The organism is Ramlibacter pallidus, from assembly GCF_015070875.1.
In the GTDB taxonomy this organism is placed as follows: domain Bacteria; phylum Pseudomonadota; class Gammaproteobacteria; order Burkholderiales; family Burkholderiaceae_C; genus Ramlibacter; species Ramlibacter pallidus.
In genome coordinates this window covers 32,693-48,128 of record NZ_JADDIV010000002.1, presented here as the reverse complement: position 1 = coordinate 48,128, position 15,436 = coordinate 32,693, and the positions used below count along the sequence as shown (strand labels likewise).

The 15,436-nt window shown below is 69.2% G+C and carries 20 protein-coding genes and 1 pseudogene; 19 read left to right on the top strand and 2 right to left on the bottom strand.

Annotated features, from left to right (window positions below):
• Window positions 1-2 precede the first annotated feature (2 nt).
• The 11 genes from IM787_RS05090 to IM787_RS05040 are packed head-to-tail and all read left to right on the top strand — an operon-like array spanning window position 3 to window position 9,892.
• Window positions 3-767, top strand: a complete 765-nt coding sequence (locus IM787_RS05090; RefSeq protein WP_193675581.1) for a lysophospholipid acyltransferase family protein — start codon at window positions 3-5, stop codon at window positions 765-767.
• 42 nt (window positions 768-809) lie between these two features.
• Window positions 810-1,724, top strand: a complete 915-nt coding sequence (locus IM787_RS05085) for a M48 family metallopeptidase (RefSeq protein WP_193675580.1) — start codon at window positions 810-812, stop codon at window positions 1,722-1,724.
• A 54-nt stretch (window positions 1,725-1,778) separates the two neighbouring features.
• Window positions 1,779-2,198: a MerR family transcriptional regulator gene (locus IM787_RS05080; RefSeq protein WP_193675579.1), complete on the top strand. Its 420-nt coding sequence runs from the start codon at window positions 1,779-1,781 to the stop codon at window positions 2,196-2,198.
• Window positions 2,199-2,230: 32 nt separating this feature from the next.
• Entirely contained in the window at window positions 2,231-2,692 is a 462-nt protein-coding gene (locus IM787_RS05075) for a PaaI family thioesterase (protein WP_193675578.1), read from the top strand.
• Window positions 2,693-2,706: 14 nt separating this feature from the next.
• On the top strand, window positions 2,707-3,885 hold the full coding sequence (locus IM787_RS05070; RefSeq protein ID WP_193675577.1) for an isovaleryl-CoA dehydrogenase: 1,179 nt from the start codon (window positions 2,707-2,709) through the stop codon (window positions 3,883-3,885).
• Between the two features lie 51 nt (window positions 3,886-3,936).
• Window positions 3,937-4,590, top strand: a complete 654-nt coding sequence (can, locus tag IM787_RS05065; RefSeq protein WP_193675576.1) for a carbonate dehydratase — start codon at window positions 3,937-3,939, stop codon at window positions 4,588-4,590.
• A gap of 13 nt (window positions 4,591-4,603) precedes the next feature.
• Window positions 4,604-6,421, top strand: coding sequence for a bifunctional isocitrate dehydrogenase kinase/phosphatase (aceK, locus tag IM787_RS05060; RefSeq protein ID WP_193675575.1), 1,818 nt, complete (start codon window positions 4,604-4,606; stop codon window positions 6,419-6,421).
• Entirely contained in the window at window positions 6,414-6,899 is a 486-nt protein-coding gene (locus tag IM787_RS05055) for a hypothetical protein (RefSeq protein WP_193675574.1), read from the top strand. The genes aceK and IM787_RS05055 overlap by 8 nt, the downstream gene beginning before the upstream one ends.
• Window positions 6,900-6,912: 13 nt before the next feature.
• Window positions 6,913-8,094, top strand: a complete 1,182-nt coding sequence (locus IM787_RS05050; protein ID WP_193675573.1) for an acetyl-CoA C-acyltransferase — start codon at window positions 6,913-6,915, stop codon at window positions 8,092-8,094.
• Window positions 8,091-8,759 carry an SDR family oxidoreductase gene (locus IM787_RS05045; RefSeq protein ID WP_193676327.1) on the top strand — a complete coding sequence of 223 codons (669 nt, stop codon included), beginning with the start codon at window positions 8,091-8,093 and terminating at the stop codon, window positions 8,757-8,759. Before IM787_RS05050 ends, IM787_RS05045 begins: the two co-directional genes overlap by 4 nt.
• Before the next feature lie 2 nt (window positions 8,760-8,761).
• Entirely contained in the window at window positions 8,762-9,892 is a 1,131-nt protein-coding gene (locus tag IM787_RS05040) for an acyl-CoA dehydrogenase family protein (protein WP_193675572.1), read from the top strand.
• Window positions 9,893-9,919: 27 nt separating this feature from the next.
• Here the strand turns inward: IM787_RS05040 and IM787_RS05035 are convergent, their stop codons facing one another.
• Complete coding sequence (locus IM787_RS05035; protein ID WP_193675571.1) at window positions 9,920-10,147, bottom strand: hypothetical protein; 228 nt, start codon at window positions 10,145-10,147, stop codon at window positions 9,920-9,922.
• Window positions 10,148-10,313: 166 nt separating this feature from the next.
• Between IM787_RS05035 and IM787_RS05030 the strand changes: the two genes are divergently transcribed.
• Window positions 10,314-10,757 (top strand): response regulator, encoded by a 444-nt coding sequence (locus IM787_RS05030; RefSeq protein WP_193675570.1) that lies wholly within the window; start codon window positions 10,314-10,316, stop codon window positions 10,755-10,757.
• Here the strand turns inward: IM787_RS05030 and IM787_RS05025 are convergent.
• Window positions 10,754-11,170: a hypothetical protein gene (locus tag IM787_RS05025; protein ID WP_193675569.1), complete on the bottom strand. Its 417-nt coding sequence runs from the start codon at window positions 11,168-11,170 to the stop codon at window positions 10,754-10,756. The genes IM787_RS05030 and IM787_RS05025 overlap by 4 nt on opposite strands.
• 54 nt (window positions 11,171-11,224) lie before the next feature.
• Between IM787_RS05025 and IM787_RS05020 the strand changes: the two genes are divergently transcribed.
• The 7 genes and pseudogenes from IM787_RS05020 (at window position 11,225) to IM787_RS04990 (ending at window position 15,436) form a co-directional block, all read left to right on the top strand.
• Window positions 11,225-11,644 carry a rhodanese-like domain-containing protein gene (locus IM787_RS05020; protein ID WP_193675568.1) on the top strand — a complete coding sequence of 140 codons (420 nt, stop codon included), beginning with the start codon at window positions 11,225-11,227 and terminating at the stop codon, window positions 11,642-11,644.
• Window positions 11,641-12,050: pseudogene (locus IM787_RS05015) on the top strand (YchJ family protein). The gene IM787_RS05020 and the pseudogene IM787_RS05015 overlap by 4 nt, the downstream one beginning before the upstream one ends.
• Window positions 12,047-12,715 carry an HAD family hydrolase gene (locus tag IM787_RS05010; protein ID WP_193675567.1) on the top strand — a complete coding sequence of 223 codons (669 nt, stop codon included), beginning with the start codon at window positions 12,047-12,049 and terminating at the stop codon, window positions 12,713-12,715. The pseudogene IM787_RS05015 and the gene IM787_RS05010 overlap by 4 nt, the downstream one beginning before the upstream one ends.
• Window positions 12,716-12,799: 84 nt before the next feature.
• Window positions 12,800-13,651 (top strand): STAS domain-containing protein, encoded by an 852-nt coding sequence (locus IM787_RS05005; RefSeq protein WP_193675566.1) that lies wholly within the window; start codon window positions 12,800-12,802, stop codon window positions 13,649-13,651.
• A 9-nt stretch (window positions 13,652-13,660) separates the two neighbouring features.
• The gene (locus IM787_RS05000; RefSeq protein ID WP_193675565.1) at window positions 13,661-14,035 is read left to right on the top strand and encodes an STAS domain-containing protein; all 375 of its coding nucleotides are present in this window, start codon (window positions 13,661-13,663) and stop codon (window positions 14,033-14,035) included.
• Window positions 14,025-14,432: an anti-sigma regulatory factor gene (locus IM787_RS04995; protein WP_193675564.1), complete on the top strand. Its 408-nt coding sequence runs from the start codon at window positions 14,025-14,027 to the stop codon at window positions 14,430-14,432. Before IM787_RS05000 ends, IM787_RS04995 begins: the two co-directional genes overlap by 11 nt.
• Window positions 14,429-15,436 carry an ATP-binding protein gene (locus IM787_RS04990; protein ID WP_227494128.1) on the top strand — a complete coding sequence of 336 codons (1,008 nt, stop codon included), beginning with the start codon at window positions 14,429-14,431 and terminating at the stop codon, window positions 15,434-15,436. The genes IM787_RS04995 and IM787_RS04990 overlap by 4 nt, the downstream gene beginning before the upstream one ends.

The following is a 15,436-nucleotide window of genomic DNA, read 5'->3' as shown; positions in this document are numbered from 1 at the left end:
CCATGTCTTTCGTCCGCTCCCTGCTGCATGCCCTCTGGATGCTGGTCACCGTGGTCCCCTGGGGGATCTGGATGGTGACGGCCTCGCTCTGGTCCACCGGCGAGCAGATGTACTGGAAGGCCGCCCGCTGGCTGGGCTGGCAGATCGACGCGCTGCGCATCCTGTGCGGCGTGCAGGTTCGCGTCACCGGCATGGAGAACCTGCCGCAGGGCAAGACCAGCCCCGGGATCCTGCTGGTGAAGCACCAGTCGACGCTGGAGACCTTCCTGATGCCGACGCTGATGCCGCATCCGCTCGCCTACGTCTTCAAGCGCGAGCTGATCTACATCCCGTTCTTCGGCTGGGCGATGGGCCGCATGGACATGATCCACATCGACCGCAGCCAGCGCGCGCAGGCCTTCTCCAAGGTGGTGGAGCAGGGCAAGCGGCTGCTGGCGCAGGGCATCTGGGTGATCATGTTCCCCGAAGGCACGCGCACCCCGCGGGGCCAGACGGGCACGTACAAGCTCGGTGGCACGCGCCTGGCGGTCGCCACGGGCGCGCCGGTGATCCCGATCGCGGTGAGCTCCGCCAAGTGCTGGCCGCGCAAGTCCTTCCTCAAGCGGCCGGGCGTCGTCGACGTCTCCATCGGCAAGCCGATCCCCAGCGAAGGACGGCAGCCGGAGGAGATGATGCGCGAGGTGCAGGCCTGGATCGAGGCGGAGATGCGTCGCCTGGACCCCGAAGCCTACGCGCAGGAATCCACGAACGAGCCGGCGCAGGTGTAACGCGGTTGAGTGCGCGCGAGCGCGCACTTAGAATCGCGGCCCATGCAGTCGCCCTTTCAGCTCCTCCTCGACCTGTTCGACGAGCCGAAAGCCAAGGTCGCCGACCGCACGCCGGCGCCCGCCGCGCAAATCCCCGCCGAAGACGTCGAACGCTCGCCCGGCGAGGCGCTCGAGACGCTGCTCGCCCCCCAGGCCTTCCGCCATCCGGACGCCAACCGCGAAGCACGCCTGGGCGAAGTCCTGGTCGCCTACGAGTTCCGCCGCGCGCGCCGCAAGAACATCGGCTTCATGGTGGGCCCGGAGGGCCTGGTCGTGAGCGCCCCGCGCTGGGTCCCGATGGGCGAGGTCGACGCCGCCGTGCGCACCAAGGCGCGCTGGATCGTCAACAAGCTGGAAGCCGCGCGCGAGCGACAGGAAAGGCTGGAGGCCGCCCGCATCGAGTGGAAGGACGGCACCACCATCCCCTACCTCGGCGAGCCGGTCATCGTGGTGCTGGACCCGCGCCACGACTTCCGCGAAACCGGCGGCGTGCTGAACACCGCCGGCGAGGCGCTGCCGGGCGTCGCCCGCATGACGCTGCACATCGGGCTGCCGCACACCGCCCAGCCCGCCCAGATCCGCGACGCGGTGCAGGCCTGGCTGATGCGCCAGGCCAAGGCGCTGTTCGCGCAGCGCCTGGACCACTATGCCCCGCAACTGGGCGTGCAGTGGCGCAAGCTCACGCTCTCCAGCGCCGGCACGCTCTGGGGCACGGCCCACAGCGACGGCTCGATCCGGCTGAACTGGCGGCTGATCCACTTCCGCCTGCCGGTGATCGACTACGTGGTCGCCCACGAACTGAGCCACCTGCGCGTGATGGACCACAGCCCGAGGTTCTGGGAGACGGTGCGCACCGTCGTGCCCAACTATCCCGAACTGCGCGGCCAGCTGAAGGACGAGGCGATCCCGCGCTGGTGACCGCGCGAGGCGACGCCTCATTGACGTTGACGTAAACGTCAGATGTAATCGGCCATGGCCGCCGCGCAATCCACTTCCACCTTCACCATCAGCGACCTGGCGCGCGAGTTCGACCTCACGACGCGTGCGATCCGCTTCTACGAGGACATGGGGCTGCTGCAGCCGGAACGCTCCGGTCCCGGCGGGCGCAACCGCATCTACAGCGCCCGCGACCGCACGCGGCTGAAGCTCACGCTGCGCGCCAAGCGGCTGGGGCTCTCCCTCACCGAGGCCCGCGAGCTGATCGACATGTACGACAGCCCGCGCGACACCGGCCCGCAACTGCGCAAGTTCCTCACCATCCTGGCGCACCACCGCCAGCAGCTGGAGGAGCAGATGGCGGAACTGCAGGCCAACCTGGACGAGGTGCGCACGCACGAGAAGGAGGCGCGCGCCCTCCTGGCGCGGATCGAGAAGGACAAGGTCAGGGCATAATTGACGTTTACGTCAACGTCAACCACCCGGCCATGGACGCCTCCCGCTTCGAACCGCAGGACCCCGCCTTCGCCGAGCGCGTGCGGGCGAGCTTCGCCCGGCAGGGCGCGATGGGCACGATCGGCGCGGCGCTGTGCGAGATCGCACCCGGCCGCGTGACCATCGAACTGCCCTGGCAGCAGGGGCTCACGCAGCAGCACGGCTTCCTGCATGCCGGCATGGTGGCGACGGCGCTCGATTCGGCCTGCGGCTACGCGGCCTCCACGCTGATGCCCGCGGAGGCCGGCGTGCTCACCATCGAATTCAAGATCAACCTGCTCGCGCCGGCGCAGGGACAACGCTTCCGCATGGAAGGCGTCGTGGTCAAGCCGGGCCGGACCATCACCGTGACCGAGGGCCGCGCGTACGCGCTGCACGAAGGCCGCGAAAAGCTGATCGCCACCCTGGGCGCGACGCTCATGACGATCACGGGCCGCGAAGGCATCCAGCACTGAACAAGGAGACAGCCATGCAGCTACCCGGCCTGAACTTCGGCCTCGGCGAGGACCTCGAGGCCCTGCGCGACAGCGTGCACGCCTTCGCGCAGGCGGAGATCGCGCCGCGCGCCGGCGACATCGACCGCAGCGACCAGTTCCCGATGGACCTGTGGCGCAAGATGGGCGAGCTCGGCGTGCTCGGCATCACGGTGCCCGAGGAGTACGGCGGCGCCGGCATGGGCTATCTCGCGCACATGATCGCCATGGAGGAGATCTCCCGCGCCTCTGCTTCCGTGGGGCTCTCCTATGGCGCGCACAGCAACCTGTGCGTCAACCAGATCAAGCGCAACGGCAGCGAGGCGCAGAAGCGGAAGTACCTGCCGAAGCTGATCTCGGGCGAGCACGTCGGTGCCCTGGCCATGAGCGAGTCCGGCGCCGGCAGCGACGTGATCTCGATGAAGCTCAAGGCCGAGGACAAGGGCGGCTACTACGTCCTGAACGGCAGCAAGTTCTGGATCACCAACGGTCCCGATGCCGACACCCTGGTGGTCTATGCCAAGACCGAGCCGGAGCTCGGCGCGCGCGGCGTCACGGCCTTCCTGATCGAGAAAGGCATGAAGGGCTTCTCCATCGCGCAGAAGCTCGACAAGCTGGGCATGCGCGGCAGCCACACCGGCGAACTCGTGTTCCAGAACGTGGAGGTGCCGGCGGAGAACGTGCTGGGCGCGCTCAACGGCGGCGCCAAGGTGCTCATGAGCGGCCTCGACTACGAGCGCGCCGTGCTGGCCGCCGGTCCCATCGGCATCATGCAGTCGGTGATGGACAATGTGGTCCCGTACATCCACGACCGCAAGCAGTTCGGCCAGAGCATCGGCGAGTTCCAGCTCATCCAGGGCAAGGTCGCCGACATGTACACCATCCTGCAGGCGGCGCGGGCCTACTGCTACACGGTGGGCAAGAACCTGGACGCGCTGGGCTCCGAGCACGTGCGCCAGGTGCGCAAGGACTGCGCGTCGGTCATCCTGTACTGCGCGGAAAAGGCGACCTGGATGGCCGGCGAGGGCATCCAGATCTTCGGCGGCAACGGCTACATCAACGAATACCCGCTCGGCCGCCTGTGGCGCGACGCCAAGCTGTACGAGATCGGCGCCGGCACCAGCGAGATCCGCCGGATGCTGATCGGCCGCGAGCTGTTCGCGGAAACCATGTAGGTAATCCCACGGACGGTGCACGCCCGCGCCGTCCGCTCCACAATCCACGCCATGACCTCGATCCAGGACCTCTTCTCCCACAACCGCGCCTGGGCCGCGGAGATGGAGCGCACGCGCCCCGGCTTCTTCAGCGGCCTGACGAAGCAGCAGAAGCCCAAGTTCATGTGGATCGGCTGCTCCGACAGCCGCGTGCCCGCGAACCAGATCACCGGCCTCGAACCGGGCGAGGTGTTCGTGCACCGCAACGTGGCCAACGTCGTCGTCCACTCCGACCTGAACGCGCTCTCCGCCATCCAGTTCGCGGTGGAGATGCTGAAGGTGGAACACATCATGGTCGTGGGCCACTACGGCTGCGGCGGCGTGCTGGCCGCGCTGAACGGCACGCGCGTGGGCCTGGCGGACAACTGGATCCGCCACATCCAGGACGTGCGCGACCGCCACCGCGTGATCCTGGACAACATGCCGCCCGACAAGCGTGCCGACGCCCTGGTCGACCTGAACGTGATCGAGCAGGTGGTCAACGTCTGCGTCAGCACGGTGATGGTGGACGCCTGGGCCAAGAACCAGAACGTCACCATCCACGGCTGGGCCTTCGGCGTGCACGACGGCCTGCTGCAGGACCTGAAGATGAACGTCTCGAACGCCGAGGCCATCGAGGACGCCTACCGCAACGCGGTGCAGGCGGTGATCGCCGCGCGCCACTGAGGGCCCCGGGCGCATGTTCCCCCAGCGCCTCGACTCGCCACTGGCCTACGACATCGCCAAGGCGATGCTGGACGGCTTCAACCGGCACTACCGGCTGTTCCGGCTCGAGTCGCAGCGCGCCAAGCACCGCTTCGAGACGCAGGACTGGCACGGGCAGCAGCGCGCGCAACGCGAGCGCATCGAGTTCTACGACCTCCGCGTCAAGGAGGCGGTGCAGCGGCTCGAAAAGGAGTTCAAGGCCGGCGAGCAGCCGATGGACGTGTGGCACCAGGTCAAGCTGCACTACATCGGCCTGCTGATCGACCATCACCAGCCGGAACTGGCGGAGACCTTCTTCAACTCGGTCACCACCAAGATCCTGCACCGCACCTACTTCCACAACGACTTCATCTTCGTGCGGCCGGCCGTCAGCACGGAATACATCGAGAACGACGAGCCGGCGGCGACCGCCACCTACCGTTCGTACTACCCCACGCGCGAGACGCTGCACGAGAACGTCGTGCGCATCGTCGACAACTTCCGGCTGCAGCGCCCCTTCGAGGACCTCGACCGGGACGCGGCGCTGGTGGTCGAGGCGATCAGCGCCCGCCTGAACCAGGTGAAGCTGCGCGCCAACTTCCAGGTGCAGGTCCTGTCGTCGCTGTTCTTCCGCAACAAGGGCGCCTACGTGGTCGGCAAGATCATCAACGGCTTCTCCGAGCTGCCGTTCACCCTGCCGATCCTGCACGGCCGCAAGGGCCTGGTCATCGACGCCTGCCTGTTCGGCGAGGACGAACTGCAGATGCTGTTCTCCTTCGCCCGCGCCTACTTCATGGTGGACATGGAGATCCCGGCGGCCTTCGTGCAGTTCCTGCGCTCGCTCATGCCGCGCAAGCCGCGCGGCGAGCTGTACAGCGCCCTGGGCTTGGCGAAGCAGGGCAAGACCCTGTTCTACCGCGACTTCCTCTACCACCTGAAGCACTCGAGCGACAAGTTCCGCATCGCGCCCGGCATCAAGGGCATGGTGATGCTGGTGTTCGACCTGCCGTCGTTCCCGTACGTGTTCAAGGTCATCAAGGACTACTATCCGCCGCAGAAGGACACCACGCGCGAGCAGATCCAGGGCAAGTACCTGCTGGTGAAGCAGCACGACCGCGTGGGCCGCATGGCGGACACGCTGGAGTACAGCGAGGTGGCGTTCGCGCGGGAGCGCTTCGAGGACGAGCTGATCGAGGAGATCCGCAAGTTCGCGCCCAGCCAGCTGGAGATCGGCGACCGCGACGGCGACGGCCACGAGGAGGTCGTGATCAAGCACCTCTACATCGAGCGCCGCATGATCCCGCTGAACATCTACCTGCAGGAGGCCTTCGACGGCGGCGAGCAGGCGCAGGTGGAGCGCGCGGTGGTCGAGTACGGCAACGCCATCAAGGACCTGGTGGCCGCCAACATCTTCCCGGGCGACATGCTGTGGAAGAACTTCGGCGTCACCCGCAACGGCAAGGTCGTGTTCTACGACTACGACGAGATCGAGTACCTCACCGAATGCAACTTCCGCAAGGTGCCGCAGGCGCGCAACGAGGAAGAGGAAATGTCCGGCGAGGTCTGGTACAAGGTCGGGCCCCGCGACGTGTTCCCGGAGACCTTCGAACCGTTCCTGCTCGGCAACCCTGCCGTGCGCGACGTGTTCCTCAAGCACCATGCCGACCTGCTGGACCCGGCGTTCTGGCAGTCGCACAAGGAGCGCATCCTCGCCGGCCACGTGTTCGACGTGTTCCCGTACGAGCGCGACAAGCGCTTCGCCCGCCGGCATGGCGCCGCCGCAACCGATCCGGCCAGGGTGCAGCATGCGTGACTTCTGGGAACTCGCGAGCTACGTCGTCACGGCGCTCGGCCTTCCGGTCGCGATCCTCTTCTTCGCCTGGGAGCAGCGCAAGGAGCGCGACAACGAGGAGGAGGAGCAGTACCAGCTGCTCTCCGACGCCTACAACGATTTCCTCAAGGTGGTGCTCGCGCACCCCGACCTGCAGCTGCGCAGCAGCGACCCGCTGCCCGACCCCACGCCCGAGCAGCGCGAGCGGATGCTGGTCATCTTCGACATGCTGATCTCGCTGTTCGAGCGCGCCTACCTGGTGGCCTACAAGGAGGCCATGGCCGAGACCGAGGCGCGCCGCTGGAACAGCTGGGACGACTACATGCGCGAGTGGTGCCGGCGCGAGGACTTCCACAACGCCCTGCCGCTGCTGCTGCGCGGCGAGGACCCCGAGTTCCAGCAATACATCCGACGCATCGCCGCCGAGGAGCGCGGCCCCGTCATCCTCTCGACCTACTAAAGGAGTGAATCCCATGGCTGAATCCATCGTCATCGTCGGCGCCGCGCGCACCCCCATGGGGGCCTTCCAGGGCGACTTCTCCACCCTCGCGGCCCACGACCTCGGCGGCGCGGCCATCCGCGCCGCGGTCGAGCGCGCGGGCATCCCGGCCGACGCCGTCGGCGAGGTGCTGTTCGGCAACTGCCTGATGGCCGGCCAGGGCCAGGCGCCTGCGCGCCAGGCCTCCTTCAAGGCGGGGCTGCCCAAGAGCACCGGCGCCGTCACGCTCTCGAAGATGTGCGGCTCCGGCATGAAGGCCGCCATGTTCGCGCACGACATGCTGCTGGCCGGCACGCACGAGATCATGGTGGCGGGCGGGATGGAAAGCATGACCAACGCGCCCTACCTGCTGCTCAAGGGCCGCGGTGGCTACCGCATGGGCCACGACAAGGTGTACGACCACATGATGCTCGACGGCCTGGAAGACGCCTACGAGCCGGGCCGCGCCATGGGCACCTTCGGCGAGGACTGCGCGGCGAAGTACAAGTTCTCGCGCGAGGCGCAGGACGCCTTCGCCACCGCTTCGGTGCAGCGCGCGAAGAAGGCCACCGAGTCGGGCGCTTTCGCCACCGAGATCGTGCCGGTCACCGTCAAGACGCGCGCCGGCGAGTCCGTGGTGTCCATCGACGAGGGCCCGGGCAAGGTGAAGCTGGACAAGATCCCGCAGCTGAAGCCCGCTTTCAAGAAGGACGGCACCATCACCGCCGCTTCCAGCTCCAGCATCAACGACGGGGCCGCGGCCCTGGTCATGATGAACGAGAGCACCGCGAAGCGACTGGGCGTCCAGCCGCTGGCCCGCATCGTCGGGCACGCCACGCACGCGCAGGAGCCGGAGTGGTTCACCACGGCTCCGGTGGGTGCCACGCAGAAGCTGCTCGCGAAGACCGGCTGGAAGGTGTCGGACGTCGACCTCTGGGAGGTGAACGAAGCGTTCGCCGTGGTGCCCATGGCATTGATGGACGAACTGAAGGTCTCGCACGACATCGTCAACGTCAACGGCGGCGCCTGCGCGCTCGGCCACCCGATCGGCGCGTCCGGCGCCCGCATCATGGTCACGCTGCTGCACGCGCTGAAGGCCCGCGGCGGCCGGCGCGGCATCGCCACGCTGTGCATCGGCGGCGGTGAAGGCACCGCGGTGGCGCTGGAGCTGCTCTGAGCCACGTGCTCGTCATCGGCGCGTCGCGCGGCATCGGGCTGGAGTTCGTGCGCCAGTACCGCGCCGACGGTCACCGCGTGATCGCGACGGCCCGCGACGCCGCGGGGGTCGCCCGTATCGAAGCCCTGGGCGCCCAGGCGCTGAAACTGGACGTCGCCGAGCCGGCCAGCGCCAGCGGCCTCGCGTGGCAGCTGGATGGCGAGAAGATCGACGTGGCGCTGTACGTCGCAGGCGTGTACAGCACGGCAGGCGCCACGCAGCCGCCGACGCGCGAGGAGTTCGACCGCCTGATGCACACGAACGTGCTGGGCGCCATGCAGGCGATCCCGCAGGTCGCGCCGATGGTGGAGGCCGCCCGCGGCCGCTTCGTCTTCATCACCAGCGAGATGGGCCACATCGCCGGGGCCGGCTCCAGCTTCGGCTGGACCTACCGCGTCAGCAAGGCCGCCTTGAACATGGCGGTGGCGAGCGCGCGCCACGACTACCCGCAGGCCATCTTCGCCGCCATGAGCCCCGGCTGGGTCCGGACCGACATGGGCGGCCCCGGTGCGCCGCTGGCCGTGGAGGACAGCGTACGCGCCATGCGCCCTGCGATCCAGGCCCTCACGCCGCGCCAGAGCGGCGCCTTCCTGAACTACGACGGCGAACCTTTCGCCGGCTGGTGACCATGCTCCTTACCCCCGACCAGGAAATGATCCGCGACGCCGTGCGCGACTTCGCCCGCGAGCAGCTGTGGCCGCACGCCGCGCGCTGGGACCGCGAGCACGTGTTCCCGCACGAGGCGCACCGGGGACTGGCGGCGCTCGGTGCCTATGGCATCTGCGTGCCCGAGGAACACGGCGGGGCGGGGCTCGACTACGTGACGCTGGCCCTGGTGCTCGAGGAGATCGCGGCCGGCGACGGCGGCACCAGCACCGCGATCAGCGTCACCAACTGCCCGGTCAATGCGATCCTCATGCGCTACGGCAACGACGCGCAGAAGAAGAAGTGGCTCACGCGGCTGGCGCAAGGCGAGCTGCTGGGCGTCTTCTGCCTCACCGAGCCGCACGTGGGCAGCGATGCCTCGGCGCTGCGCACCACCGCCACGCGCGAGGGCGACGGTTACGTCCTCAACGGCGTCAAGCAGTTCATCACCAGCGGCAAGAACGGGCACCTGGCCGTCGTGATCGCCGTCACCGACAAGGGCGCGGGCAAGCGCGGGATGAGCGCCTTCCTGGTGCCCACCGACACGCCCGGCTACGTGGTCGCGCGGCTGGAGGACAAGGTCGGCCAGCACTCCAGCGACACCGCCCAGGTCAACTTCGAGGACTGCCGAATCCCGGCGGAGAACCTGGTCGGCGAGGAGGGCGAGGGCTACCGCATCGCGCTGTCGGCGCTGGAAGGCGGGCGCATCGGCATCGCCGCGCAAAGCGTGGGCATGGCCCGCAGCGCGTTCGAGGTCGCGCTGCAGTACGCCAAGGAGCGCCAGAGCTTCGGCACCGCGATCTTCAACCACCAGGCCGTGGGGTTCCGCCTCGCCGAGTGCGCGACGCAGCTCGAGGCCGCCCGCCAGTTGATCTGGCATGCCGCGGCCTTGCGCGACGCCGGCCGGCCCTGCCTGAAGGAAGCCGCCATGGCCAAGCTGTTCGCCAGCGAGATGGCGGAGCAGGTCTGCAGCGCCGCGATCCAGACGCTGGGCGGCTACGGCTACGTCAACGACTTCCCGGTGGAACGCATCTGGCGCGACGTGCGCGTGTGCCAGATCTACGAGGGCACGTCCGACGTGCAGAAGATCCTGATCCAGCGCGCGCTGGCCTGAGCGTCCCGGTGGCACGCCGGCAGATCCCTAGTCCCTCTCCAGCTTCCGGAACGCGGCATGACGCCGTTCGTGCAGCACCGCGAGGGCCTGCTCGTAGTAGCGGATGGATGCAGCCAGGGTCAGCTTCACGGGTTCCGCGGTTCCCTCGCTCGCTTGCCAGGACCGCAGCGCGGCCAGCCGCATCTCGCGCTGGATGATGCGCGCTTCCAGATCCGCGAGATCCAGGGGGGGGAGCCGTTGCGCATGCGGGGCCACGCGCCAAAGCGTGCATCGCCGAGGGCCGCCCGGAAGTAGGACGGCATCGATTCACCATCCTGATCCACCGCGGGCGCGTCCGCTGCGCGGCCGCTACGCCTGGTCACAGCCGGGGTTCCGTGCCTCGGCCGTTCTGTGCCAAACTTGCGCGCCAGGAGCCCCCCAGATGAAGCAACGCGTATTCCTCGTCGAAGACCAAAGGCGCATGCGCGAGTTGCTGGTCGACCTGTTCTCGGCCAACGGCGATTTCCAGGTCGTCGGCACCGCGTGCACCGAGGGCGAGGCGCTGGTCTGGCTGGAGGAGCACGGCGAGGCGTGGGACCTCGCGGTCATCGACCTGGTGCTGGACGACGGCAGCGGCAGCAGCGTGGTGCGCCGCGCCCGCGACGTGAACTACGGCGGTCTGGTGGCGGTGCTTGCCAGCTGCGTGACCGACAGCCTGCGCGAACACGTGTATGCCCTGGGGGCCGACACGCTGTTCGACGAGAAGGACACCCAGCGCTTCCTGGTGTGGCTCAACAAGCTGGGCAAGCCCTACGACGCTCCCATCCCCATGGCCGGCGGCCGCAAGGAACTGGCGCCGCCGGTGGCGTCCGCCCTCCGCGCCTAGCGCACCTGCTCCTCGAGGAAGCCGCGGAAGGCGGCGATGTCGCCTTTCTCCAGCAGGTGGTACACGCCCATGGCTGCGTTGGCTTCGCGCACTTCCTTCCAGAGGTGCGGGCCGAGCGCGACGATGCTGCCGGCGCGCGGCTGCGATTGCAGCTTGCGCACCGCCTCGCCCCACCGGCCCTCCGCCAGCCCCATGTCGACGAAGGCGAAGTGGAAGCCCTCGCGGTCCCACATCGCCCATTCCTGCAACTGGTCGTCCGTGCGGAAGGCGCCCGCCAGCCGCAGCGAAGGCATGCCCTCGACCACCTCGCGCATGCGCAGCAGCAGCGGCGCGGTGTCCACGACGAGCAGCACGCCGAGCGGGCCGCCCTTCTTCACGCGCTGTGTCCGGGCCGCCGCCCCGAAGCCTTGCATGCGGGCAATATACGATGTGCGGCCTGGGCGGGCAAACCGCGATGGAGACGGCAGATGGCGATCACCAAGGGATACCGTGCGCTGGTGGACGAGGCGATGGCGCAGGTGCGGACCTATGCGGTGCAGGACGTGCGGGCCCGGCTCGGCGACCCGCGCCTGCAGCTGGTCGACATCCGCGACGTGCGCGAGCTGCAGGCCGAAGGCACGGTGCCCGGCAGCTACCACGCGCCGCGCGGCATGCTGGAGTTCTGGGTCGACCCCGGCTCGCCGTACCACAAGAAGGTCTTCGCCGACGAGGCCAGGGAGTACGTCCTGTTCTGCGGTGCCGGCTGGCGCAGTGCGCTGGCGGCGAAGACGCTGCAGGACATGGGCATGGCCAACGTGGCGCACATCGACGGCGGTTACGCCGAGTGGGTGAAGCAGGGCGCGCCGACCGAAACGCTGGAAGCGCGCAAGGAGAAGAAGGCCGGATGACGGTCACCGCCGAAGGCCCGTGCCTGTGTGGCCGCGCGGATCCGCGCGGCCGGCCCGTCCGTTCGCGCGCTGCTGCGGCCGCTACCTGGCGGACTTCGCCGGCACGCCCGCACCCGACGCGGAAACGCTCATGCGTTCGCGCTATTGCGCCTTCGTGCTGGAAGACGCGGACTACCTGCTGGCCACCTGGCACGCCTCGCGCCGGCCGCCCGACCTGGCGTTCGCGCCGGGCACGAAATGGCTGGGGCTGGAGGTGCGGGACCACCGCGTGGTCGATGCTGCCCACGCGGAAGTCGAGTTCGTCGCGCGTTCGCGCCAAGCGGGCCGCGCGCACCGTCTGCACGAGCGCAGCCGCTTCGTGTGCGAGGATGGCCGCTGGTCTTACCTGGATGGGGAGATGAAGTGACGGGGCGTTTCGACGCAGTGCTGTTCGATTGCGACGGCGTGCTGGTGGACAGCGAAGGCATCACCAACGGCGTGCTGCGCGAGATGCTGGAGGCGCTGGGCTGGAAGCTCACGCGCGAGGAGTGCATGCGCATCTTCCTCGGCAAGGCGGTGAAGGACGAGCAAGCCCTGATCGAGGCCCGCACGGGCCGGCCCCTCACCGAGGAGTGGTTCGTGCGCTTCCGGGAGCAGCGCAACGAGCGGCTGCTCGCCGGCGTGCTGCCGATCCCCGGCGCGGTCGACGCGGTCGAGCGCATCAGCGCGCGGTTCGGCGGGCGCATCGCCTGCTGCTCCGGCGCCGACCGCTGGAAGGTGGAGATGCAGCTCGCCAAGTGCGGCCTCCTTCCCTGGTTCGAAGGCCGCATCTTCAGCGGCCACGAGATGCCGCGCTCCAAGCCGGCGCCGGACGTCTACCTCGCCGCGATGGGACCGCTCGGCGTCGTGGCCAGCCGCTGCGCCGTCGTCGAGGACACGGTCACCGGCGTGACGGCGGGCGTCGCCGCGGGATGCACGGTCTTCGGCTACAGCCCTTCCGAGGCGGGGCACGACGCGCCGGCGGCCTTGCGGGAAGCGGGAGCCGCGCGGATCTTCACCCGCATGCAGGACCTGCCCGCGCTGCTGGACTAGTTTGTCGGACTCCTCCTACAGGAGACTGCTCGGCCGCAGTCCCATAATGGCCGACCCCTCTCTCCCGGCCCGCCCGGATCCCACATGAAGCAAGAAATCGAAGCCGTGCTGCAGCTGCTGCGCAAGCACGAGGAACAGGTCCTAACGGAATGGCTGGCGGAGGCGGGGTCCGCTTCGACGCGGACCACCGACGCCGGGCGTCGCAACATGCGCAGCGAGGCCGAGGAGATCCTGCGCACGCTGCGCGAGGCGCTGCAGGCCGGCGCGGATCCGGAAGCGTTCCAGGGCCCGGGCTGGGCGCCGGTGCGCCAGTCGCTGGAAGCGCTCTCGCGTTCGCGCGCGGCGCAGGGCCAGTCGGCCGGCGACACCAGCCTGTTCGTGCTCGCCTTCAAGCGCCCGCTGTTCGGCCTGGTGCAGCGGGAAGTGCCGGCCGCCCAGCAGATGCCGGCGGTGTGGGCCATCTCGCTGATCGTCGACCGCATGGCGCAGTGGACCGTGTCCACCTACCAGCAGACCCGCGAGGACATCATCAAGCGCCAGCAGCAGGACCTGCTGGAGCTCTCCACGCCCGTGATCAAGCTGTTCGAAGGCGTGCTGGCCGTGCCGATGATCGGCACGCTCGACTCGGCCCGCACGCAGGTCGTCATGGAGACGCTGCTGGAACGCATCGTGGAGACCGGCTCGCGCCTGGCCATCATCGACATTACCGGCGTGCCGACCGTCGACACCCTGGTGGCCCAGCACCTGCTCAAGACCGTCAGCGCCATCCGCCTGATGGGCGCGGAATGCATCATCAGCGGCATCCGCCCGCAGATCGCGCAGACCATCGTGCACCTCGGGATCGACCTGCAGGGCATCGCGTCCAAGGCGAGCCTGGCCGACGCGCTGGCGCTGGCGATGGAGCAGCAGGGCTTCGTCATCACGCGCACGAAGTAGGGGCGGGCGATGTACCGCATCCCGATCCTGCAGATGGGCCAGACGCTGCTGGTCACCATCCAGGTCGACATGCAGGACCAGATGGCCCTGGCCCTGCAGGACGACCTCGCGAACAAGATCTCCAGGAGCGGCGCCAAGGGCGTGCTCATCGACATCTCCGCGCTGGAGATCGTCGACTCCTTCGTCGGCCGCATGCTGGCCAGCATCTCCGGCATCTCGCGCATCCTCGACGCCACCACGGTGGTGGTCGGCATGCAGCCGGCCGTCGCGATCACGCTGGTGGAGCTGGGGCTGTCGCTCGAGGGCGTGCGCACCGCCCTGAACGTCGAGCGCGGCATGGAGCTGCTCGCGCACGACCGCCGGGAGAAGCCGCTTGCCCCCTGACGAAAGCACCGGGGCGCTGCCGCTGCGCTCCGAGGAAGACATCGTCGCCAGCCGGCAGAAGGTGCGCGTGCTCACCCAGCAGCTGAAGTTCTCGCTGGTGGACCAGACCAAGATGATCACGGCAGCCTCCGAGCTGTCGCGCAACACGCTGATCCACGGCAAGGGCGGGGCCATGCGCTGGGAACTCGTCGAGGACGGGGTGCGGCGCGGCCTGCGCCTGCACTTCGAGGACGAGGGCCCGGGCATCGCCGACCTCAAGCTCGCGCTCACCGACGGCTGGACCTCCGGCTCCGGCATGGGGCTCGGGCTGCCGGGGAGCAAGCGCCTGGTCCACGAGTTCGACGTGCAGTCCACGCCAGGCCAGGGCACCCGCGTGAGCATCACCCGGTGGAAATGATCCTCGGGCAATTCCACGAAGCCTTTCCCATGGGCGATGCCAGCCGCGTGGGCGAGGCACGACGGCACGCCGCGGACCTCGCGCAGGCGTGCGGCCTCGACGAGGTGGAGGCCGGGCGCCTGGCCATCGTGGTGACGGAGCTCGGCACCAACCTCGTGCGGCACGCGCGCGAGGGCCGCTTGCTGCTGTCCGCCCGCCCGGACCGTGCGGAGGTAGAAGTGATCTCGATCGACGAGGGCCCCGGCATCCACGACGTCGAGCGTTCGCTGGACGATGGGTTCTCCACCGGCGGCACGCCCGGTACCGGGCTGGGCGCCGTGCGGCGCCTCGCCGACCACTTCGACTTGCACTCCGACGTGCCCCGGGGCACCGTGATCGTCGCGCGGGTGCGCTCCGCCAGCCAGCCGGCGGACACGTCGGCCCTGTCGGCAGGCGCGGTCTCCCTCGCGGCCCCCGGCGAACGCGTCTGCGGCGACGGCTGGGGCTTTGCACTGGAGGGCACGCGCGCCGCGGTGATGGTGGCCGACGGCCTCGGCCACGGGCCCGACGCGGCCGAGGCTTCACGCGAGGCACTCGAATGCTTCGCCGCCGCGCCGTTGCGGACCGCGCCGCGCGAGATGCTGCAGCAGGCGCACGCCCGCCTGCGCTCCACGCGGGGTGCGGCAGTGATGGTGCTGCACGCCGACGCGGCGCAAGGCACCGTGCGCAGCGCCGGCGCCGGCAACGTGATGGCCCGGCTGGTCTCCGGCGTCGCCGACCGCACGCTGCTGTGCCAGCACGGCACGGCCGGCATCACGATCCGCACGCCCGAGGAAACCAGCACGCCCTGGCCGCCGCACGCGATCCTGGTGGTCTTCACCGACGGCATCGAAACCCGCTGGAAGGCCGAAGAAGTGATCCCGGTGCTGGGGCGCGACCCTACACTGGCGGCAGCCGTGCTCGCCCGCGACTATTGCCGCGGGCGCGACGACGCGACCGTCGCCGTGCTGCGGCGCAAGGACTGA

Coding starts and splice junctions, on each gene's coding strand:
- IM787_RS05090 (WP_193675581.1), top strand. CDS start 3: ATGTCTTTCGTCCGCTCCCTGCTGCATGCCCTCTGGATGCTGGTCACC.
- IM787_RS05085 (WP_193675580.1), top strand. CDS start 810: ATGCAGTCGCCCTTTCAGCTCCTCCTCGACCTGTTCGACGAGCCGAAA.
- IM787_RS05080 (WP_193675579.1), top strand. CDS start 1,779: ATGGCCGCCGCGCAATCCACTTCCACCTTCACCATCAGCGACCTGGCG.
- IM787_RS05075 (WP_193675578.1), top strand. CDS start 2,231: ATGGACGCCTCCCGCTTCGAACCGCAGGACCCCGCCTTCGCCGAGCGC.
- IM787_RS05070 (WP_193675577.1), top strand. CDS start 2,707: ATGCAGCTACCCGGCCTGAACTTCGGCCTCGGCGAGGACCTCGAGGCC.
- can (WP_193675576.1), top strand. CDS start 3,937: ATGACCTCGATCCAGGACCTCTTCTCCCACAACCGCGCCTGGGCCGCG.
- aceK (WP_193675575.1), top strand. CDS start 4,604: ATGTTCCCCCAGCGCCTCGACTCGCCACTGGCCTACGACATCGCCAAG.
- IM787_RS05055 (WP_193675574.1), top strand. CDS start 6,414: ATGCGTGACTTCTGGGAACTCGCGAGCTACGTCGTCACGGCGCTCGGC.
- IM787_RS05050 (WP_193675573.1), top strand. CDS start 6,913: ATGGCTGAATCCATCGTCATCGTCGGCGCCGCGCGCACCCCCATGGGG.
- IM787_RS05040 (WP_193675572.1), top strand. CDS start 8,762: ATGCTCCTTACCCCCGACCAGGAAATGATCCGCGACGCCGTGCGCGAC.
- IM787_RS05030 (WP_193675570.1), top strand. CDS start 10,314: ATGAAGCAACGCGTATTCCTCGTCGAAGACCAAAGGCGCATGCGCGAG.
- IM787_RS05025 (WP_193675569.1), bottom strand. CDS start 11,170: ATGCAAGGCTTCGGGGCGGCGGCCCGGACACAGCGCGTGAAGAAGGGC.
- IM787_RS05020 (WP_193675568.1), top strand. CDS start 11,225: ATGGCGATCACCAAGGGATACCGTGCGCTGGTGGACGAGGCGATGGCG.
- IM787_RS05005 (WP_193675566.1), top strand. CDS start 12,800: ATGAAGCAAGAAATCGAAGCCGTGCTGCAGCTGCTGCGCAAGCACGAG.
- IM787_RS05000 (WP_193675565.1), top strand. CDS start 13,661: ATGTACCGCATCCCGATCCTGCAGATGGGCCAGACGCTGCTGGTCACC.
- IM787_RS04990 (WP_227494128.1), top strand. CDS start 14,429: ATGATCCTCGGGCAATTCCACGAAGCCTTTCCCATGGGCGATGCCAGC.